Annotated in this window: 21 protein-coding genes; 9 read left to right on the top strand and 12 right to left on the bottom strand. The window is 66.5% G+C overall.

Going from position 1 to position 17,290, the window contains the following annotated elements; all coding sequences use genetic code 11:
• Positions 1–103 precede the first annotated feature (103 nt).
• Positions 104–913, top strand: coding sequence for a DUF2189 domain-containing protein (locus tag ACF8LI_RS10210; RefSeq protein ID WP_392412566.1), 810 nt, complete (start codon positions 104–106; stop codon positions 911–913).
• 64 nt (positions 914–977) lie between these two features.
• Positions 978–1,163, top strand: a complete 186-nt coding sequence (locus tag ACF8LI_RS10205; protein WP_016447155.1) for a hypothetical protein — start codon at positions 978–980, stop codon at positions 1,161–1,163.
• Between the two features lie 19 nt (positions 1,164–1,182).
• Here ACF8LI_RS10205 and ACF8LI_RS10200 read toward each other — a convergent pair whose 3' ends face one another.
• Positions 1,183–1,848 carry an arylesterase gene (locus ACF8LI_RS10200; RefSeq protein WP_016447154.1) on the bottom strand — a complete coding sequence of 222 codons (666 nt, stop codon included), beginning with the start codon at positions 1,846–1,848 and terminating at the stop codon, positions 1,183–1,185.
• A gap of 16 nt (positions 1,849–1,864) precedes the next feature.
• On the opposite strand from ACF8LI_RS10200, the gene ACF8LI_RS10195 reads away from it, so the two are divergent.
• Positions 1,865–2,575 carry an ABC transporter ATP-binding protein gene (locus ACF8LI_RS10195; RefSeq protein ID WP_017403911.1) on the top strand — a complete coding sequence of 237 codons (711 nt, stop codon included), beginning with the start codon at positions 1,865–1,867 and terminating at the stop codon, positions 2,573–2,575.
• 2 nt (positions 2,576–2,577) lie between these two features.
• Here the strand turns inward: ACF8LI_RS10195 and sstT are convergent, their stop codons facing one another.
• A complete protein-coding gene (gene sstT, locus ACF8LI_RS10190) occupies positions 2,578–3,801 on the bottom strand; it encodes a serine/threonine transporter SstT (protein ID WP_392412564.1) in 1,224 nt (407 codons plus the stop codon).
• 215 nt (positions 3,802–4,016) lie between these two features.
• Between sstT and rlmB the strand changes: the two genes are divergently transcribed.
• On the top strand, positions 4,017–4,808 hold the full coding sequence (rlmB, locus tag ACF8LI_RS10185; RefSeq protein WP_392412562.1) for a 23S rRNA (guanosine(2251)-2'-O)-methyltransferase RlmB: 792 nt from the start codon (positions 4,017–4,019) through the stop codon (positions 4,806–4,808).
• Here rlmB and ACF8LI_RS10180 read toward each other — a convergent pair.
• The 5 genes from ACF8LI_RS10180 to ACF8LI_RS10160 all read right to left on the bottom strand — a co-directional run bounded on the left by ACF8LI_RS10180 (position 4,805) and on the right by ACF8LI_RS10160 (position 7,131).
• Positions 4,805–5,182: a DUF1428 domain-containing protein gene (locus ACF8LI_RS10180; protein ID WP_047217000.1), complete on the bottom strand. Its 378-nt coding sequence runs from the start codon at positions 5,180–5,182 to the stop codon at positions 4,805–4,807. The two genes, rlmB and ACF8LI_RS10180, sit on opposite strands and share 4 nt — an antisense overlap.
• A gap of 25 nt (positions 5,183–5,207) precedes the next feature.
• Positions 5,208–5,684: an SRPBCC family protein gene (locus tag ACF8LI_RS10175; RefSeq protein WP_017403914.1), complete on the bottom strand. Its 477-nt coding sequence runs from the start codon at positions 5,682–5,684 to the stop codon at positions 5,208–5,210.
• An 8-nt stretch (positions 5,685–5,692) separates the two neighbouring features.
• Positions 5,693–6,076 carry a VOC family protein gene (locus ACF8LI_RS10170; RefSeq protein WP_046988004.1) on the bottom strand — a complete coding sequence of 128 codons (384 nt, stop codon included), beginning with the start codon at positions 6,074–6,076 and terminating at the stop codon, positions 5,693–5,695.
• 47 nt (positions 6,077–6,123) lie between these two features.
• The gene (locus tag ACF8LI_RS10165; protein WP_034365141.1) at positions 6,124–6,546 is read right to left on the bottom strand and encodes a VOC family protein; all 423 of its coding nucleotides are present in this window, start codon (positions 6,544–6,546) and stop codon (positions 6,124–6,126) included.
• 81 nt (positions 6,547–6,627) lie between these two features.
• The gene (locus ACF8LI_RS10160) at positions 6,628–7,131 is read right to left on the bottom strand and encodes a VOC family protein (protein WP_016447147.1); all 504 of its coding nucleotides are present in this window, start codon (positions 7,129–7,131) and stop codon (positions 6,628–6,630) included.
• A 222-nt stretch (positions 7,132–7,353) separates the two neighbouring features.
• Here ACF8LI_RS10160 and ACF8LI_RS10155 point away from each other — a divergent pair, with 222 nt between their 5' ends.
• Entirely contained in the window at positions 7,354–7,992 is a 639-nt protein-coding gene (locus ACF8LI_RS10155; RefSeq protein ID WP_016447146.1) for a TetR/AcrR family transcriptional regulator, read from the top strand.
• Positions 7,993–8,049: 57 nt separating this feature from the next.
• Positions 8,050–8,829 carry an NAD-dependent deacetylase gene (locus tag ACF8LI_RS10150; RefSeq protein WP_392412559.1) on the top strand — a complete coding sequence of 260 codons (780 nt, stop codon included), beginning with the start codon at positions 8,050–8,052 and terminating at the stop codon, positions 8,827–8,829.
• 111 nt (positions 8,830–8,940) lie between these two features.
• Here ACF8LI_RS10150 and ACF8LI_RS10145 read toward each other — a convergent pair whose 3' ends face one another.
• Both ACF8LI_RS10145 and ACF8LI_RS10140 read right to left on the bottom strand, forming a co-directional pair.
• Positions 8,941–9,549: a chromate transporter gene (locus ACF8LI_RS10145; RefSeq protein ID WP_016447144.1), complete on the bottom strand. Its 609-nt coding sequence runs from the start codon at positions 9,547–9,549 to the stop codon at positions 8,941–8,943.
• Positions 9,546–10,157, bottom strand: coding sequence for a chromate transporter (locus ACF8LI_RS10140; protein ID WP_250438893.1), 612 nt, complete (start codon positions 10,155–10,157; stop codon positions 9,546–9,548). Before ACF8LI_RS10140 ends, ACF8LI_RS10145 begins: the two co-directional genes overlap by 4 nt.
• 284 nt (positions 10,158–10,441) lie before the next feature.
• Between ACF8LI_RS10140 and ACF8LI_RS10135 the strand changes: the two genes are divergently transcribed.
• Complete coding sequence (locus tag ACF8LI_RS10135) at positions 10,442–12,262, top strand: ABC transporter ATP-binding protein/permease (RefSeq protein WP_392412556.1); 1,821 nt, start codon at positions 10,442–10,444, stop codon at positions 12,260–12,262.
• A 28-nt stretch (positions 12,263–12,290) separates the two neighbouring features.
• On the opposite strand, the gene ACF8LI_RS10130 is transcribed toward ACF8LI_RS10135, so the two are convergent.
• Together ACF8LI_RS10130 and ACF8LI_RS10125 are read right to left on the bottom strand one after the other, a co-directional pair.
• The gene (locus ACF8LI_RS10130; RefSeq protein WP_392412554.1) at positions 12,291–13,715 is read right to left on the bottom strand and encodes a dihydrolipoyl dehydrogenase; all 1,425 of its coding nucleotides are present in this window, start codon (positions 13,713–13,715) and stop codon (positions 12,291–12,293) included.
• A 249-nt stretch (positions 13,716–13,964) separates the two neighbouring features.
• A complete protein-coding gene (locus tag ACF8LI_RS10125) occupies positions 13,965–14,459 on the bottom strand; it encodes a hypothetical protein (protein WP_046239843.1) in 495 nt (164 codons plus the stop codon).
• 294 nt (positions 14,460–14,753) lie between these two features.
• Here ACF8LI_RS10125 and ACF8LI_RS10120 point away from each other — a divergent pair, with 294 nt between their 5' ends.
• Both ACF8LI_RS10120 and ACF8LI_RS10115 read left to right on the top strand, forming a co-directional pair.
• Positions 14,754–15,968, top strand: coding sequence for an HAF repeat-containing protein (locus ACF8LI_RS10120; RefSeq protein WP_392412552.1), 1,215 nt, complete (start codon positions 14,754–14,756; stop codon positions 15,966–15,968).
• A gap of 37 nt (positions 15,969–16,005) precedes the next feature.
• Positions 16,006–16,203 carry a hypothetical protein gene (locus ACF8LI_RS10115; protein WP_148078937.1) on the top strand — a complete coding sequence of 66 codons (198 nt, stop codon included), beginning with the start codon at positions 16,006–16,008 and terminating at the stop codon, positions 16,201–16,203.
• Positions 16,204–16,338: 135 nt separating this feature from the next.
• Here ACF8LI_RS10115 and ACF8LI_RS10110 read toward each other — a convergent pair whose 3' ends face one another.
• Complete coding sequence (locus tag ACF8LI_RS10110) at positions 16,339–17,241, bottom strand: LysR family transcriptional regulator (RefSeq protein WP_392412550.1); 903 nt, start codon at positions 17,239–17,241, stop codon at positions 16,339–16,341.
• Positions 17,242–17,290: the final 49 nt, after the last annotated feature.

The following is a 17,290-nucleotide window of genomic DNA, read 5'->3' as shown; positions in this document are numbered from 1 at the left end:
TGCGGGCCTGCGCGGTCTGGGCGGGGGCCCTCGGTAGTTTCCGCCATGGCAGCGCGGCCATGGCTGCGCTAACTTGGGGCTCGCTGATCCAGGAGGTCCAGGCATGCAGGCATCCCCCGCTCCCGAGAAAGCTTCCGACCACCCGGCTGGCGCGCTGCAGGTGCAACCGCTGCGCATGGCCGATCCCTGGCGCTGGCTGGCGCTGGGCTGGCGCGATCTGCGGCGGGCGCCGGGCGTTGCGCTGTTCTATGGCCTGTGCTTCTGGGCCATGGCCCTGCTCATCGGCTGGGTGTCCCGTGCCAGCCCTGAATACAGCATGGCCATGGCCAGCGGCTGTCTGCTCATCGGCCCCTTCCTGGCCATGGGCCTGTACGACACCAGCCGCAGGCTGGAGCGGGGCTTGCCGACCCAACTGAGCAGCTCGCTGACCTGCTGGGACACGCAAATGGGCAGCATGGGCATGCTGGTCATGGTTTTGCTGGTGCTGGAAATGCTCTGGGCGCGCGCCTCCATGGTGGTGTTTGCCGTGTTCTTCGATACCGGCATGCCCACCACGGCCGGCATGCTGCAGGCCGTGACACGGCCGGAGAATTGGGAGTTCCTGGCGATCTACGTGCTGGTCGGCGGCGCCTTCGCGGCCCTGGTGTTCGCCAGCATGGTGGTGGCGCTGCCGGCCATGCTGGACCGGGGCAGCGATGCGCTGACGGCCTGCATCACCAGCATGCGCGTGGTCGGCCTCAACCTGGCCGTCATGCTGCAATGGGCCGCGATCATCACCGTGCTGGTGGCTGCTGCGCTGTGGTGGCACGGCGTGGGCCTGCTGCTGGTGGGGCCTTTGCTGGGGTGCGCCAGTTGGCATGCTTACCGCTGCAGCGTGGGTGAATCTGCCGACCCTGCGTCCCCCCTATCCTGAGGTTTTACGGCCGGGCCCCGTCTTGCGGCTACAGTGGGGCTTGCAACAACAGAGGAGTCCACCTGTGGCGACACCCAACTACGCCTATGAAAAACGCCAGCGCGAACTGGCCAAGAAGCAGAAGAAGCTTGAAAAGGAGAAGGCCAAGGCCGAAAGAAAACCCGACGACCATGAGGGCGGCGGTATGGCGGGTGAAGACCAGGCATCCCCCGCAGCGGCGCATTCCGGCGAGGAAGGCCGCAGCAGCTGACAGCCTGGCTGCCCTGTGCTCAGGGCAGCAGTTTGCTGAGCTGTGGCCAGACGTTGTCCAGCATGCGCGGCTGGGCCTTGGCCGTGGGGTGGATGCGGTCAGCCTGGAACCACTGGGCCGAGTCGGCCGCATCGCCTATACCGGCCAGCAGGAAGGGCACGAGCGGCACCTTCTGCTCCTGCGCCACCTTGGAGAACAACTGCTCGAACTGGCGCGTATAGCCGCTGCCGTAGTTGGGAGGCACCTGCATGCCCACCAGCAGCACCTTGGCCCCGGCATCACGGGCCGCGCGTACCATGGCGTCCAGATTGCCCTGCGTGCTTTGCAGCGGCAGGCCGCGCAGCGCATCGTTGCCTCCCAATTCGATCACCACCACCGACGGCTTGTGCTGCTTGAGCAGGGCCGGCAGGCGCGAGCGGCCGCCCGAGGTGGTCTCGCCGCTCACGCTGGCATTGACCAGCGGCACATTTTTCTGGCTCTCCTGCAGGCGCTTTTGCAGCAGCGCCACCCAGCCCGTGCCGCGGGCCAGACCGTACTCGGCACTCAGCGAATCGCCCAGCACCAGCAACGGGCCGGCGTCTGCAGCCCGGGCGGGCATGGCCGTCCAAGTACCCAGCAGACCGAAGGCCAAGCCGGCCGAGATAAAGTGGCGGCGTCGGCGCATTGCGCGCAGCTTGTCTTGCATCGTCTTCCCATCCTCCATGTCACAAAGCACTGCCCAGCCCCTGATCGAAGTCGAGCATGTCTTCAAGTCGGTCAGCGATTCGACCGGAACACTGGATATTCTGAGGGATATCGATCTGCGCTTCGCGGCAAGGGAAACCGTGGCCATCGTCGGTGCCTCGGGCTCGGGCAAGAGCACGCTGCTGTCCATACTCGCAGGCCTGGATACGCCCACGCGCGGCACGGTGCGGCTGCAGGGCCAGGACATGTTTGCGCTGGACGAGGATGCGCGCGCTGCCGTGCGTGCGCAGAAGCTGGGCTTTGTCTTCCAGAGCTTCCAGCTGCTGGGCAATCTGACGGCGCTGGAGAACGTGATGCTGCCGCTGGAGCTGGCCGGCAGCCGCGACGCCCGCCGCCGCGCCACCGAAATGCTGGAGCGCGTGGGGCTGGGCCAGCGCCTGGGCCACTATCCCAAGCTGCTGTCGGGCGGTGAGCAGCAGCGTGTGGCGCTGGCCCGCGCCTTCGTGGTCGAGCCCGCCGTGCTGCTGGCCGACGAGCCCACGGGCAGCCTGGACTTTGCGACCGGCGAAACCATCATGGAGCTGATGTTCGCGCTCAACCGTGAGCGCGGCACCACGTTGGTCATGGTCACGCATGACCGAGCCATCGCCGCGCGCTGCGAGCGGCGCGTGACCATCGAGGCCGGCCGCGTCGCCAGCATCGAAGAGGGGCAGGCGCTGGCGGCTTGATCTCAGGCGGCGACAGCTTCGCGCCACCCGGCCGCCTCGCAGGCCGCGGCCGTGAAGATTACGTCCGTGGAGGAGTTGAGTGCGGTTTCGGCCGAGTCCTGGATCACGCCGATCACAAAGCCCACGCCCACCACCTGCATGGCCAGATCGTTGGAGATGCCGAACAGGCTGCAGGCCAGCGGAATCAGCAGCAGCGAGCCACCGGCCACGCCCGAGGCGCCGCAGGCGCACACCGCGGACACCACGCACAGCAAGATGGCGGTCAGCAGATCGACCTGGATGCCCAGGGTATGGGCCGCAGCCAGCGAGAGCACGCTGATGGTGACGGCGGCGCCGGCCATGTTGATAGTGGCGCCCAGCGGGATGGAGACGCTGTAGGTGTCCTCATCCAGGCCCAGGCGCTTGGCCAGCGCCAGGTTCACCGGGATGTTGGCGGCCGAGCTGCGCGTGAAGAAGGCCGTGACCGCGCTCTCGCGCAGGCAGGTCAGCACCAGGGGATAGGGATTGCGGCGCGTCTGCGTCCAGACGATGAACGGATTGACCACCAGGGCCACGAAGAGCATGCAGCCCAGCAGCACGGCCAGCAGGTGGGCATAGTCCAGCAGCTTTTCCAGGCCCGACTGGGCAAAGGTGCCCGCCACCAGGCCGAAGATGCCCAGCGGCGCCAGGCGGATCACGCCCTGGATCACGCGGGTGATGGCCTGGCCCAGGTCATGCATCACGGCGCGCGTGGTCTCAGAGGCGTGGCGCAGGGCCAGGCCCATGGCCACTGCCCAGGCAAGGATGCCGATGTAGTTGGCATTCATCAGCGCGCGTACCGGGTTGTCGAAGGCGCTTTGCACCAGGGCCATCAGCACTTCACCAATGCGCCCAGGCGCGCCCTGGGCGGGGGCGGCGTCTTTGAACTGGATGGTGGACGGGAAGGCCATGCTTGCCACCACGGCCACCACGGCCGCGGCAAAGGTGCCCAGCACATACAGCCACAGGATGGGCCGTATCTGCGTGGCGTGGCCGGGCCGGTGGTTGCTGGTGGCCGAGACCACCAGCAGCAGCACCAGGACAGGGGCAACGGCCTTGAGGGCGGAGATGAACAGCGTCCCAAGCAGGGATACGGACTGGGCGGCCTCGGGCCAGAGCCAGGCCAACAGGCCGCCGGCGACCAGACTGATGGCGATCTGGCCCACCAGGCTGGTGCGGGCAAGCCAGGCAAGAAAGGCTTTGAGCATGATGGTTGAGAAAGAAATGGAAAAACAGGGCGATGAAAAATGCAAAGCGGCATGCCCGTGGCTTCGGTGCATGCCGCAATGAGAGGGGCCCGCTGGAAAGCGGCCAACCCGCGCAGTGTAGCGGCTACGTAAAAACCACAGGAGCCGTTGCGTGCAGACGGGCTTCGTCCGGCGGGTGCCGGGGCTGCGCCCAATTGGCGGGATAATCGCGCCCCATGTCGTCCCCCAAAGTTCTCTTCGGCTTCCACGCCGTCGGCGTGCGCATGAAGACCGCGCCCCAATCCATCATCGAGGTCTACTACGAGGCCACGCGCCGTGATGCGCGCATGCGCCAGTTCCTCGACCGCGCCAAGTCGGCCGGCGTCCGGCTGATCGAGGCCGACGGTGAACGCCTGGCCAAGCTCGCCGGCAGCCACGGCCACCAGGGCGTGGCCGCGCGCGTGGAGGCGGTGGCACAGGTGCATTCGCTGGATGAACTGCTGGAGCAGCTGGAGGCCGATGGCGTTAGCAACCCGCTGCTGCTGGTGCTGGACGGCGTGACCGATCCGCACAACCTCGGCGCCTGCCTGCGCGTGGCCGATGGCGCAGGCGCCCATGCGGTGATTGCCCCCAAGGACCATGCGGTGGGCGTGAACGCCACCGTGGCCAAGGTGGCCAGCGGCGCGGCCGAGACCGTGCCCTATTTCATGGTCACCAATCTGGCGCGCACGCTCAACGAGCTCAAGGAGCGCGACATCTGGATCATCGGCACCAGCGACGATGCGCCCAAGACCCTGTACGAGGTGGACCTCAAGGGCCCCACGGCCCTGGTGCTGGGCGCAGAAGGCGACGGCATGCGCCAGCTCACGCGCAAGACCTGCGACGAGCTGATCGGCATTCCCATGATGGGCGCCGTCTCCAGCCTCAATGTGTCCGTGGCCAGCGGCGTGTGCCTGTACGAGGCGCTGCGCCAGCGCGGCCTGGGCACCACGCCTGCCGTATCCGCCGTCCCGGCCGACCAGATCTAGGCTGGCGCGCCGCCGGCGCCCAGCTCCACCACGCTCTCGAAGCCGCCCCAGAACATGCGCTTGGCGTCGAAGGGCATGGTGGCCGGGTCCATGGAGGCAATGCGCGGGTCCTTCATGACGGCGGCATTGATGCGGTCGCGCTCCGCGCGCGAAGCATAGACGATCCATGAAAAGAACACGATCTCGCCTTCCTTGAGCTGCACGGCCTGGGGAAACGAGGTCAGCTTGCCCATGGGCACGTCGTCGCCCGCGCATTCCCAGTACTGCAGCGCGCCGTATTCCATCCAGACCTTGCCTGCGGCCTCGGCCACCTCGCGGTAGGCCTGCAGGTTGGCCCGGGGAACGGGCAGTACGAATCCGTCGATGTAGTGCATGGTGCTCTCCTGGTGAAAACCGGCGTCAGAGCCGGGCTGCGAGTTCCGCCAACTGGTCTGCGCACTGGCCCCAGCCGCTGTGAAAGCCCATGGCCTCGTGCTGGGCGCGGTCGGCGGCATTCCAATGGCGCACCCGGGCGGTATAGCGGGTCTGGCTGCCTTCGGGGTCGAAGGTGACGATGCCCGTCATGAAGGGCTTGTCGGCTGGCACCCAGCCTTGGGTGAAGGCGTCGGTGAAGACCAGGCGCCGGTTGGGAATGACTTCCAGGTAGACACCGCTGCCGGGCATCTCCTGGCCTTCGGGGCTGCGCATGACGATGAGGCTGTGGCCGCCGGGCCGCACGTCGTTGTCCACCCGGGCCACGCTCCAGGGGCTGGGTGCAAACCATTGCTGGATCAGCGCCGGCTCGGTCCAGCAGCGGTAGAGCCTGTCGGCGGGGATGTCGAACAGGCGCGTGAGCACCAGGTCGTTGGCGTGTTCGGGAAGGTCTTGTGCTGTCATGGTGCTCCTCATTGCATGGAGTGCAGGCCGATGCGGTTGCCCTCGGTGTCCACCACGACGGCGCAGTGGCCGTGGGGGCCGATGGAGAATTTGGCCTGCTCGATGCGCCCGCCTGCGGCCTCGACGCGGCCCTGTTCTATGGCGCAGTCCTCGCAGCCGAAATAGACCAGCGTGCCGCCGCCCCCGGAAGGTGCGCCGTCCATCCGCACCAGCATTCCGCTCGCGCCGGGGCCTGTCATGTCCATCGGAAAGGACAGCATCTCCTGGCTGTCGGAGCCATCGGGCGCGGGCAGGTGCTCCAGCTTGCCCTGGAAGACGGTTTCATAGAACCGGCGCGCACGCGCCATGTCCTGCACATGGATCTCGAACCAGACGACGGGATTGGCGTTCATGAGGACTCCTTCGTGGGTGACAGAGGCAATGTGTCGGCCGGCCTTGTTCAGGCCTCGCCCTTGACGTTGACCATCCAGGGTGTGTTGAAGCGGTCCGTCACCATGCCAAAGCCCGGCGACCAGAACGTGGCCTGGAAGGGCATGGTCACCTTGCCGCCTTCGGCCAGCGCGTTGAAGATGCGGCCACCCTCGGTGGCGTCGTCCACGCCGATCGAGATCCACATGCCCTGGGCCTGCTGGTAGCCGCCGCCACCGCAGTTGTCGGTGGCGTCCGAGGCCATCAGCGCCTGGTCCTTGATCTGCAGGTGGGCATGCATGATCAGGCGCTTGTCGGCCTCGGGCATCTGCTCCATGCCCGGCGTCTCGCCAAAGGTGCTCTGGTGCACGATGGTGCCGCCGAACAGCCTGGCGTAGAAGGCGAAAGCCTCGGCGCAGTTGCCGTTGAAGTTCAGATAGGGGATGAATTGCATGGAACGCTCCTGGGAGGGACGGTGGCGAGGGGAGTGGAGGAACGGGAGGACGGGACGACGGGAGGAGGGGACCAGGAGGCTTCAGCCGCCGTCATGCGCGCGCTCAAGAGCGGCGATGTCCAGCTTTTGCATGCCGAGCAGGGCCTGCATCACGCGCTGGGCGGCGGCCATGTCGGGGCCTCCCATCCAGCTGGCCATCTGGGACGGAACGATTTGCCACGACAGGCCATGGCGGTCCTTGAGCCAGCCGCATTGACGCGCCGCCGGGTCGCCGCCCTCGGACAGGGCGCCCCAGTAGTGGTCTATCTCGTCCTGTGTATCGCAACTGACCATCAGCGAGACGGCCTCGTTGAAGCGGAACATGGGGCCGCCGTTGAGCGCCAGAAAGGGCTGGCCTTCCAGCTCGAATTGCACCGTCATCACGCTGCCCGCCGGCCTGCCGTGGATGTCGTGGCCTGCTTCGCCGTAGCGCGCAATGGCCGTGATGCGGGAATCGGGAAAGACTTCGGTATAGAAGCGCGCCGCCTGCTCGCCCTGGTTGTCGAACCAGAGGCAGGGCTGTATGCGGCCGGTGTGCAAAGCCATGCTTGTCTCCTTGGTGACGGTGATAACCGTTTCATGCCGTTCGATGCCGGCTTTTTATCGATTTCTGCCCGGCGTGTGTACGCCGTTCACATATGCTAGGGACTAAAATGGACGCTGTCCACATCAAGCGCTGTCAGCTTCGGTGTCAAGCTGTAAATCGGCGGGGCCGGGCTGTCTTCCCTCTCGGGTGATGTGGCCACGCAGAAAAAAGGAAGCAAAACAGTGACGCAGCGACGTGTCAGGCGTGAGTCATATCACCATGGCGACCTGCGCCAGGCCCTGGTCGAGGCTGGCCTGGCGCTGGCGCGTGAAGGCGGTCCCCAGGCGATCGTGCTGCGCGAGGCCACGCGCCGTGCGGGCGTGGCGCCCAATGCAGCCTATCGTCACTTTGCCAACCGCCAGGCGCTGTTTGATGCCGTGCGCGCTGCGGCCCTGGGCGCACTGGCCGCAGCCATCGAGGCCGAAATGGCCCAGGCGCGCACCCTGCCCGATGTGCTGCAGCGCTCACGCGCGCTGCTGGCTGCCGTGGGGCGCGGCTATCTGGGCTTTGCCCAGACGGAGACCGGCTGGTTTCGCACGGCCTTTGCTTCGGTCGAGTACGACGTGGACCTGCCGCCCGACACCACGCGTGCAGCGGCCATGGGACTGAACCCGTTCGAGCTGCTGGGCTATGCGCTGGACAGCATGGCCGAGGCCGGCGTGCTGCCTGCCGAGCGCCGGCCCCAGGCCGAGTTCCTGGCCTGGTCCGCGGTGCACGGCATGGCCTTGCTGGTGATAGACGGGCCGCTGCGCCACGCCACCGCCGAGCAGCGGCGCGCGCTGGCGCTGCGCCTGCTGGAGATGGTGGAAAAAGGCATTTGATGCGTGGCGGGGCGACACTACCTCACAATGGCCTGCCTTTTTTCCATCGCCGCCCCGATGCCCGACGAACATTCCCTTTCCTCGCCTTCCCCCGCCGAGCCTAAACTGGCCGGCCAGGGCGAGCTGCGCGACCGCATCGCGCGTGCAGCCCATATCGCGGTGCTCACGGGCGCAGGCGTCAGCGCCGAATCCGGCGTACCCACCTTTCGCGACGACAAGAACAGCTACTGGGCACAGTTCAACCCGCAGGACATGGCCAGCGAGGCAGGCTTTCGCGCGCATCCGCAGCGCGTCTGGCAGTGGTATGCGCACCGGCGCGAAGCCGTGGCTGCGGTGCAGCCCAACGCCGGCCACCATGCGCTGGCGCAATGGGCCTTGCGCCACCCGGGCCGCATGACGCTGGTCACGCAGAACGTCGATGGCCTGCACCAGCGCGCAGGCAGCCCCGGCGTGCTGTGCCTGCATGGTGAGCTGATGCGGGACCGATGGCTGGAAAGGCCGCGCGCATGCTGCGATCTGGCCCAGGTGAAGCCGGGCGAGCCGCCGCAGTGCGCCGTCTGCGGCAACCTGGTGCGCCCGGGCGTGGTCTGGTTCGGCGAGTCCCTGCCCATGGGCGTGTGGCAGGCCGCCGAGGCGGCGGTGCAGCACTGCGATGTGCTGCTGGTGGTGGGCACATCGGGCGCCGTGTACCCGGCTGCAGGGCTGGCGCGAATCGCACGCAGGGCGGGCGCACATGTGGCCGTGATCAATCCCGCACCGTCCGAGCTGGATGACGCGGCCCACCAATGCCTGCGCGGCCCGTCGGCACAGGTGCTGCCGCTGCTGCTGGGCGACTGAAGGCGGAGGGGCAGGCCGCCCGACGCGGCCCAGGGGGAGGGAAGGGGCTTGCGCCATGGCGGCTCCTTTTGACGCACAACCGGGGCAGTCCCCTCCCTCTCGCGCATCCGCTCAGATCCAGCCCAGCGCTCCCAGCGCCGCGCCGGCGCCCAGCAGCCACAGCAGGTGAATGCGCGTGCGCCAGACCAGCAGGGCGCAGACCAGGGTCAGCAGCCACAGGCGCCAATCCTGGGCGGGGCGGCCGCTGCCCGTGCCCAGCAGCCAGCCCGTGGCCAGCAGCAGGCCGATGACCAGAGGGCCCATGCCCTGCTTGAAGGCCCGCACGCCGCGCCGGTTCCTGTTGCGCTGGCCCCAGCGCGATGCCTGCCAGGCCAGCAGCGAACTTGGCAAGAGGATGCCGATCATGCAGATGGTCACCCCCAGTGCTCCAAAGGCCCAGGCCAGCAGGCCCGTGCCTCCGCCTGCGTTCAGGCCCAGGTTCCATCCCAGCAAGGCGATGAACAGCACATTGGGCCCGGGCGCCGCCTGGGCAATGGCGATGGAGGAGCTGAATTGCGCCTCGCTGAGCCAGCCATGGCCATCGACCAGAAAACGGTGCATGTCAGGCGCCGTGGCAATGGCCCCGCCCACGGCCATCAGCGACAGCGTCAGGAAATACAGCAGCAACTGCAACCAGTCGGCGGGCTGCAGGCTCAGTGCAATCTGGTGGGCAGCATTCATGGCGTGAGCTTTCTCCAGGTCAGCACGCAGCCCGCGCCGCCGACCACCAGCAGCACCCAGGCCAGCGGAATGCGCATCACCGCCATGGCAATGAACGAGGCCAGCGCCAGGCCCGCGCTGCACCAGCGCCCCAGCGGGTGGCGGCTCAGCGTGCTGGCCAGCTTCAGGCCCATGCCCGCCACCAGGCCGGCTGCGACGGCGCCCATGCCGCGCAGCGCGCCGGCCACGGCGGGGTGGTCGGCCAGCTGGGAATAGATCACGGTCAGCGTCAGCACCAGCAGCATGGGAAAGCACAGCATGCCGCACACGGCCACCACGGCACCGCGCCAGCCGAAGTAGCGCTCGCCAATGGTGATGGACAGGTTGACCACATTGGGGCCGGGCATGATCTGGGCCACGGCCCAGTCCTCCACAAACTCTTCATTGGTCAGCCAGCGCTTGTTCTCGACCAGCTCGCGCTGTACCACGGCCAGCACACCGCCAAAGCCCTGCAGGGCCAGCCAGGTGAAGGACCAGAACAGATCGCGCAGATTGACGGGGGCGGGACGCCGGGCCGGCACATCGGCGGGGTCGTGTGGCGGGTGGGCCTGGGGCGGCGATGCGGGCATGTTCTGGCTTGTGTCTGAGCCGCCCGGGCAGGGCCCCGGGAGGGCATCGCTGTTGTCGTGGGGGAACCGCGCGGGCCGGTCCTGTCTTCGTGCCTGCCGCCGGGGCGGCACGCACGGAATGTTAATCCTGCGCAGCGGCCTTGTCGGCAGCGGCCCCATCGGCAACGGCGATGGGGGCATTGCAAGCGCAGATGGCTTGCTGCCGGCATGCGCCCAGGCCTGCCCGCCGGCCTGTCTGAACAGGAGTAGATTCTCTCCACCCACACAACCCGAGGATCTCCGACATGGACATGGATTGGAGCAAGGCGCTGCAGGAAAGCCTGGTCTGGCTGGCGGCGGCCTCAGTGATCACCGTCGTGGCTTTCGCGGCCGTGGCGCTGCTGGTGGTTCGATTCACCCGCTGGGGTCGGCAGTTCTGGCAGCTGGCCGGCCCGTTCCTGCACCCCAGAAACAGCTGGTGGCCGCTGCTGGTGTTCACGCTGCTGCTGGTGCTGGCCCTGGTCTCGGTGCGCATGAACGTGCTGTTTTCCTACTGGTACAACGGCTTCTACAGCGCGCTGCAGGAACTGGACCAGAAGGGCTTTTGGCGCTTCCTGGGTATCTTTGCGGTGCTGGCCACGGTCCACATCCTGCGCGAGCTGTTCAATTTCTATGTGAACCAGGCGTTCCGCATCCGCTGGCGGGTGTGGCTCAACGAGCGCGTGACCACCGACTGGATGCGCGGCGATGCCTACTATCGCAGCCACTTCCTGGACGAGCCGGTGGACAACCCCGACCAGCGCATCGAGCTGGATGTGAACACCTTTGTCTCGAACTCGCTGACCCTGGCGCTGGGTGCCGTCAGCGCGGTGGTCTCGCTGGTGGCGTTCACGGGCATTCTCTGGGGGCTGTCTGCCCCGATTGCCGTGGCGGGCGTGGAGGTTCCGCGGGCCATGGTCTTTGCGGTCTACATCTATGTGATCATCGCCACGCTGATCGCCTTTCGCCTGGGCCAGCCGCTGATCCGGCTGAACTTCCTGAACGAGAGGCTGACCGCCAACTTCCGCTACGCCCTGGTGCGCGTGCGCGAATACGCGGAGAACATCGCCTTCTACCAGGGCGCGGCCATCGAGCGCAACACGCTTTTGACGCGATTCTCGGCATTGATCGCCAATGTCTGGGCCCTGGTCTACCGCAGCCTGAAGTTCGACGGCTTCAACCTCACCGTCAACCAGGTGGCCGTGGTCTTTCCCTTTCTGCTGCAGGCGCCGCGCTTTTTCAGCGGTGCCATCAAGCTCGGTGATGTGATGCAGACCTCGCAGGCCTTTGGGCAGGTGCAGGATGCGCTGTCCTTCTTCCGAACCTCCTACGACACTTTCGCCCAGTACCGCGCTGCGCTGGATCGCCTGTGCGGCTTTCTGGATGCCAATGCGCAGACCCGCGAACTGCCCCAGGTCGTCCACAGAGAGCAGCCCGGCGCCCTGGACATCGAGCACCTGCAGGTCAGCCGCCCGGACGGCCACCACCTGCTCAGCGGCCTGCAACTGAAGCTCATTCCCGGCCAGGCGCTGCTGATCAAGGGGCCTTCGGGCAGTGGCAAGACCACCTTGCTGCGGTCCATTGCCGGCCTGTGGCCGCATGCCCAGGGCACGGTGGGCCGCCCGGGCGGCCACCAGGCGCTGTTCCTGTCGCAGCGCCCGTATCTGCCGCTGGGCGACCTGCGCACGGCCATTGCCTATCCGATGGATGCTTCACCGCAGGACGACGAGCACCTTCAACAGGCGCTGCGCCAGGTCAGCCTGGCCCATCTGGCCGACAAGCTGGATGTCAACCAGGATTGGTCCCGCATCCTGTCGATTGGCGAGCAGCAGCGCCTGGCCTTTGCCCGCGTGCTGTTCAACCGGCCCGCCATCGTCTTTCTCGATGAATCCACCTCGGCCATGGACGAGGGCCTGGAGCATGCGCTGTACACGCTGCTGCGCGAGCAGATGCGCTCGACCATGCTGGTGAGCGTGGGCCACCGCAGCACGCTGGCGGGTTTCCATACCCACGCGCTGGCGGTCGATGGCAATGGCGGGTGGACGCTGTCGGAAGTAAGCGCACCGCAGAGCGCGCCCCAGGATTGATCCGCGTGCGGCCCTGGGCCGCGCGCGATCAATCGTCCATGGGCAAAGAATCGCAGTTGCCCAGGTCGGAGGGCGGCTGCTGGGGCAGCTGGCGCACCGCGTCGCGCAGGGCGGTGCGCAGGCCCTCTTCCAGCACGGGGTGATAGATGGGCGCACGCAGCAACTCCTGCACGGTCAGTTGCTGCTGCACGGCCAGGGCCAGCAGATGGGCCAGATGCTCGCCGCCCGGTGCGCACATTTCCGCGCCCAGCAGCCGGCCGCTGGCCGTGTCCGCATAGACGTGAAGCAGGCCCGCGTTGTGCTGCGCAGCGCGCGCACGCCCCTGGTGCGCGAAATCCACGCGGCCCACCACGAAGTCCTGCCCCAGCAGCGCCTTCATGGGCTGGCCCACGACGGCCGCGTTGGGCGAGCTGAAGACGATGGACAGCGGCGCGCGCCGCTCGAAGCAGGCCACGTTCTCTGCCATGGCGTTGGTGCCCGCGATATGGCCTTCGTCCACGGCCTCATGCAGCAAGGGGCGGTCGCCATTGGCATCGCCCGCGAGGAACAGCGGCAGCTCGCCGACCTGCAGTGTCTCGCGGCTCACGGGCGGCTGACCGTGCTCGTCCAGCTCAAGTCCCAGCGTCTCCAGCCCCAGGCCTTCCAGCTGCGGGCGCCGGCCCATGGCGGCCACCACGTGGTCCACGACGATGCGGGTGTCGCCTGCACGCACGACGATGCTGCTGTCCGGGCCCTTGCTCAACTGCACTTCATGGTCGGTGATCACCGTCATCTCTTTCTCAAGCAGATGCCGCAATGCGTCGGTGACATTCGGGTCGGACAGGCCGGCAAGCTTCGGACCGCGTCCCAGTGCGGTGACCTCCAGTCCCAGCCGTGCCAGCGCCTGTGCAATCTCCACGCCCAGCGGACCCAGGCCGACGACGGCCACGCGCGGGCCCAGCGTCTTGCGTTCGAACAAGGTGTCGGTGGTCAGGATGCGCTTGCCAAAGCGCTTCCATTCCTCCGGCACCACGGGGCTGGAGCCTGGAGCGAGGATGAGCTTGCGCGCAGCCAGCACCTTGCCGTTGACTTCGATCCGATTGGCTGCCAGCAGCCTGGCACGCCCGTCGATGGCCCGCCAGCCCAGGCCCTCCGTGGCCTTGATCGTGCTTGCCACGAACTCGTCGCGCAGCTTGCGCACGCGGCGCAAAACGGCGGGCAGGTCCAGCTGCAGCCCGCTCGCGCCGCGTATGCCGAAGGCATCGAAGTGATGGCGTGCATGGAAGGCGTTGGCCGCCTCGATCAGCAACTTGGACGGCATGCATCCCACCCGCGCACAGGTCGTTCCCCAGGGCCCGTCGTTGACGATGGCGAAATGCTCCGTGTGCTTGCGCACCTCGCGCAGTGCCGACAGTCCGGCCGAGCCGGCACCGACGATGATCACGTCGAGGGCGGTGGTGGGTGGGTTTTTCATGCTGTCTGATTCCTTTGACTGTGGCACCAGGTCCCGTGGAGGTCTCCGCCGCCGGTGGATGTGCCGAAAGGTGTGCCGACGGGAGTGCTGACTGAAGTGCCGACTGAAGTACCGACAGATGGTCGAGATGACTGCCTCGCCTGCCATGGGACATGCGTGCCAGTCTGCATGCTGGCGCTCGCGGCAGTCGTAGGCGAAGGGCCGAAACCGCTGCTGGACATCCAGGGCCCGGCCCGTGCCGCGCAGGGGCTAGCCGGATGCCCAGTGTTGCCATGCCGCGCCCGTGCGGCTGCCTGATGCGCCGAAATCCGCTTCCCGCGCAAAGCGCCTGAGGGATGTCTCGGTAACCCTCAAATGGCTGACACGGCACAAGCGGCTTTGCGCTGTTTGCAGCCAGCGGCGCAGGGACCAATGAAGCTGGGCCATCACCCCGCCATGCACCTGTGCGCTGTGCAGGCGCAGGCGGCCATCGAGGATGAAGGCCTTCACCGACCGTGCGGACAGCTGCAGGTCCTCGCAGACCTGCCGCAGCCCGACGCCCTCGCGGACTCGGGTGCTCAGGCCGCGCCTGTGCATCTGGCAGCGAACGGAGCGTTCGCTGCGGTCCAGCCGGCGGCAGATCACCTGCACGGGCAGGACGCCGGCCCAGCGTTCGAGTGCCAGCAGTTCTGCCGGACTCCAGCGGCGGCGGATTGCGCCATTCGGCCGTGCGCTGTCGGATGTCAGGCAGTGTGTGATTGCCATGGAGAGCCCCCATTCATATGGCGCTGCGCTATGGCATGGCCTGAATCCCGGATGCCGATGAGACAATTATTGATGGGGGATTCTTTTGCAAGCTTTTGATTTTGTTGATGGTTTTTGTTGTTTTGATTGCTGCTCGGATGGACGGCTCCATACCGCGATGCCTATCGTGGGGCCGGGATGCGGATCACGGAAATAGCGTCTGCACCGGCGCGCATATGCCAAGCCCCATGCGGATTTCCTGTTCGGTGCCCGATTTACATGAACGACTTCTTTGCTTTTTCAGGAGAACCCTTCATGCGCCTTCAGCCAAAGCATTTGAATTTTTCCGTTGCGTGCCTTGCGTTGCTGGCACTGCCGGCCGCGCAGGCCCTGCCCATGCAGGACGTGGGCACGTCGGCAGGCCCGCAATGCGTGGGCCTGGACATCAACAACAGCGGCCATGTCGTGGGCGCCTGTGCAGAGAGCGACGGCTCGTCCGCAGGCTTCGTGTCGCTGGCGCCGGGCAGTGCGGCAGACCTTGTGCGCCTGTCGCCGGGGCGCAACTGCAACGCGGCGGCCATCACCAACAGCGGCCAGGTGGTGGGCAGCTGCCTGGACGGCAATTCGGTGTCCGTGGGCGTGTTCTGGAATGCGGCCACGCCGGCCACGGTGCAGACACTGCAGCCGCTGACGCTCGATGTGCGCAGCATGCCCACGGCATTCAACCAGGGCGGCTATGTGGCAGGCGTCAGCCTGAGCGGCAGCAACACGGCCCGCCCTGTCATGTGGCGCAACAATGAAACCACGGCACGCGCGCTGCCGGCGGGCCTGCTGGGCCTGAACAGCACCAACTGCATTCCGTCCGATGTGGACAATTTCGTGGTGGGCGGCAACATGCCGGGCATCGTGGGCAACTGTCCCGACAACAGCGGGCATCCGCGTCCTGTCTATTGGTCTGCCGCAGTTCTGGGCGGCTATATGGCCACGGCCCTGAACCTGCCTCTCAATGCCGTCTTCTGCCGCGCAAAGACCGTCGTCAATACCCGCATCATGGGCTACTGCGATTTCGGTGCCCAGGGTGGACGCACCGTCGTCTGGCTCAACTCGTCCTCCAGTCCGCAGGTGTTGTCCATATCGTCCCCGCCCGCGCGAAACAGCGGCGTCGATCTCAACATCCTCGGCGAGGTGATTGGGCACTACCAGTTGGCAGACGGGCGCAGCATGCCCTATTACTGGAACAGCCAGACCGGTGTCATCCGCGATATTCCTCCGCTGCCTGGCGGCATGAATGCACGTGTGGTGGATATCGGTGACAACGGAACGGTGGCAGGCCACAGCGAACTGGCCGACGGAAGCTCCCACGCCATCACCTGGACGCCAACGGGCGGCACGGTGGACCGGGGAACCCTCGCGGGCGGTGAGAACAGCACTGCCTCGGCGTTGAGCCAGGATGGCTGCTATATGACAGGCAAAAGCGAAGTCACGCAGCTTGCGACGCACGCTTTCATACAGAACCTGTGTGCGCCATGAAAGCTTGAAATCATTTCAAATCCAAGAAAGGTGATTTATGAAAAAGCGATATGCAAGATTTACAGCGGCAGTGTCAGTTGCCATTGCGGCTTTTTGGTCATGTGGAGTCCAAGCAAATAGTATAGGGATGTGGTCATTGGAAAATCCAATTTACTCTTTTGGTGGACATTCTTCATTGGTTGGAATGGGTAAAGATGTCCAGCAAAAACTGATCGATGATCATTTTCTGTTTTGAGCACAGCTGCCTTCGTTTCAAGCCGATTTCGCATATCCCTGGTGGCCGACCCAAGACCGCCGCTGAAGCGCTGCCTGTGGTCCTTGTCGGCCCTTGCAGACGCCTCTGCCCGGCCGTGCAGGGCAGAGGCCTTGTCTATGCGACGGCTGGAGGGCCATCGCACATCAAATCGACCATCAGGCCTCGCAGGATTGCCAGCGTCGGCGCCTCACTGCGCTGACGCAGCGTGACCAGCCCGAAGCGGGCGGTGCTGCGCATGGGCGGGTCCATGGGCAATTCGGCCAGGTCCGGGGCGACGGCGCGCACGGCCAGCAGCACGGTGTCGCTGTTGCGCGCAACGTCCACAAGGCTGGGCAACTCCTCGCACTGCAGTGTGACGAACCGCGCCGGGTGTGCTGTGGCGCCATAGGTCTCCACCAGCAGCCAGGCCACCTGGTCGCTCAGCGGGGTGGAGGCGACGGGGTAGCGCTGCACATCCTCGAAGCGCAGATCCCGCTGCAGGCGGGCCAGTGGATGGTCGGTGCGGCACATGAAGGCGGCGCGCATTTCGTGCACGACGTCCAACGCAAGGTCGGGTGCGGGCCGCAGCGCGCGCAGGTCCACGACCAGGGCGTCGAGCAGGCGCTCGCGTAGCGAGTGCACCAGCAGATCGGTGCTGCCGCGCGCCACCTCGGTTCGCACGCCGGGGTGGTGCACGGTCATGTGCTGCAGGAACGGCGTCATCAATATTGCGCCGGGGCCCGATCCCAGGCCCACACGCACAGTGCCGGCCGCACCCTCGCGCAATTGGCGCCCCCTGTCACGCAGCTCGTCGGCTTCAGTCACCAGGGCGCGTGCCCGTCCCAGCATCTCGCGGCCGAATGCTGTGAGTTCGCTGTGGCGGCCGATGCGGTCGAACAAGGGTATGCCCAGCTCCTGCTCCAGCGCGCGCACGCTGCGGCTGAGGGCCGGCTGTGTCAGATGCATGGCCTCGGCCGAGCGGCTGAAGGAGCCGGTCTGCGCCACCGATATGAGATGTCTGAGCTGCACCAGCGTCATGATTTTTCGCGCCCTGAAGTCTGCATGAAACTCATGCTAATGCAGCCAA

This window comes from Delftia sp. WSY_12 (genome assembly GCF_043104645.1).
Classification (GTDB): Bacteria; Pseudomonadota; Gammaproteobacteria; order Burkholderiales; family Burkholderiaceae_C; genus Comamonas; species Comamonas tsuruhatensis.
Note: the sequence above shows the minus strand (reverse complement) of the source record. Positions and strands in the feature narration are given on the sequence as shown.

Bases quoted from the DNA above. Each gene is read 5' to 3' on its own strand.
- ACF8LI_RS10210 (WP_392412566.1), top strand. From the start codon at position 104: ATGCAGGCATCCCCCGCTCCCGAGAAAGCTTCCGACCACCCGGCTGGC.
- ACF8LI_RS10200 (WP_016447154.1), bottom strand. From the start codon at position 1,848: ATGCAAGACAAGCTGCGCGCAATGCGCCGACGCCGCCACTTTATCTCG.
- ACF8LI_RS10195 (WP_017403911.1), top strand. From the start codon at position 1,865: ATGTCACAAAGCACTGCCCAGCCCCTGATCGAAGTCGAGCATGTCTTC.
- sstT (WP_392412564.1), bottom strand. From the start codon at position 3,801: ATGCTCAAAGCCTTTCTTGCCTGGCTTGCCCGCACCAGCCTGGTGGGC.
- rlmB (WP_392412562.1), top strand. From the start codon at position 4,017: ATGTCGTCCCCCAAAGTTCTCTTCGGCTTCCACGCCGTCGGCGTGCGC.
- ACF8LI_RS10180 (WP_047217000.1), bottom strand. From the start codon at position 5,182: ATGCACTACATCGACGGATTCGTACTGCCCGTTCCCCGGGCCAACCTG.
- ACF8LI_RS10175 (WP_017403914.1), bottom strand. From the start codon at position 5,684: ATGACAGCACAAGACCTTCCCGAACACGCCAACGACCTGGTGCTCACG.
- ACF8LI_RS10170 (WP_046988004.1), bottom strand. From the start codon at position 6,076: ATGAACGCCAATCCCGTCGTCTGGTTCGAGATCCATGTGCAGGACATG.
- ACF8LI_RS10165 (WP_034365141.1), bottom strand. From the start codon at position 6,546: ATGCAATTCATCCCCTATCTGAACTTCAACGGCAACTGCGCCGAGGCT.
- ACF8LI_RS10160 (WP_016447147.1), bottom strand. From the start codon at position 7,131: ATGGCTTTGCACACCGGCCGCATACAGCCCTGCCTCTGGTTCGACAAC.
- ACF8LI_RS10150 (WP_392412559.1), top strand. From the start codon at position 8,050: ATGCCCGACGAACATTCCCTTTCCTCGCCTTCCCCCGCCGAGCCTAAA.
- ACF8LI_RS10145 (WP_016447144.1), bottom strand. From the start codon at position 9,549: ATGAATGCTGCCCACCAGATTGCACTGAGCCTGCAGCCCGCCGACTGG.
- ACF8LI_RS10140 (WP_250438893.1), bottom strand. From the start codon at position 10,157: ATGCCCGCATCGCCGCCCCAGGCCCACCCGCCACACGACCCCGCCGAT.
- ACF8LI_RS10135 (WP_392412556.1), top strand. From the start codon at position 10,442: ATGGACATGGATTGGAGCAAGGCGCTGCAGGAAAGCCTGGTCTGGCTG.
- ACF8LI_RS10130 (WP_392412554.1), bottom strand. From the start codon at position 13,715: ATGAAAAACCCACCCACCACCGCCCTCGACGTGATCATCGTCGGTGCC.
- ACF8LI_RS10125 (WP_046239843.1), bottom strand. From the start codon at position 14,459: ATGGCAATCACACACTGCCTGACATCCGACAGCGCACGGCCGAATGGC.
- ACF8LI_RS10120 (WP_392412552.1), top strand. From the start codon at position 14,754: ATGCGCCTTCAGCCAAAGCATTTGAATTTTTCCGTTGCGTGCCTTGCG.
- ACF8LI_RS10115 (WP_148078937.1), top strand. From the start codon at position 16,006: ATGAAAAAGCGATATGCAAGATTTACAGCGGCAGTGTCAGTTGCCATT.
- ACF8LI_RS10110 (WP_392412550.1), bottom strand. From the start codon at position 17,241: ATGACGCTGGTGCAGCTCAGACATCTCATATCGGTGGCGCAGACCGGC.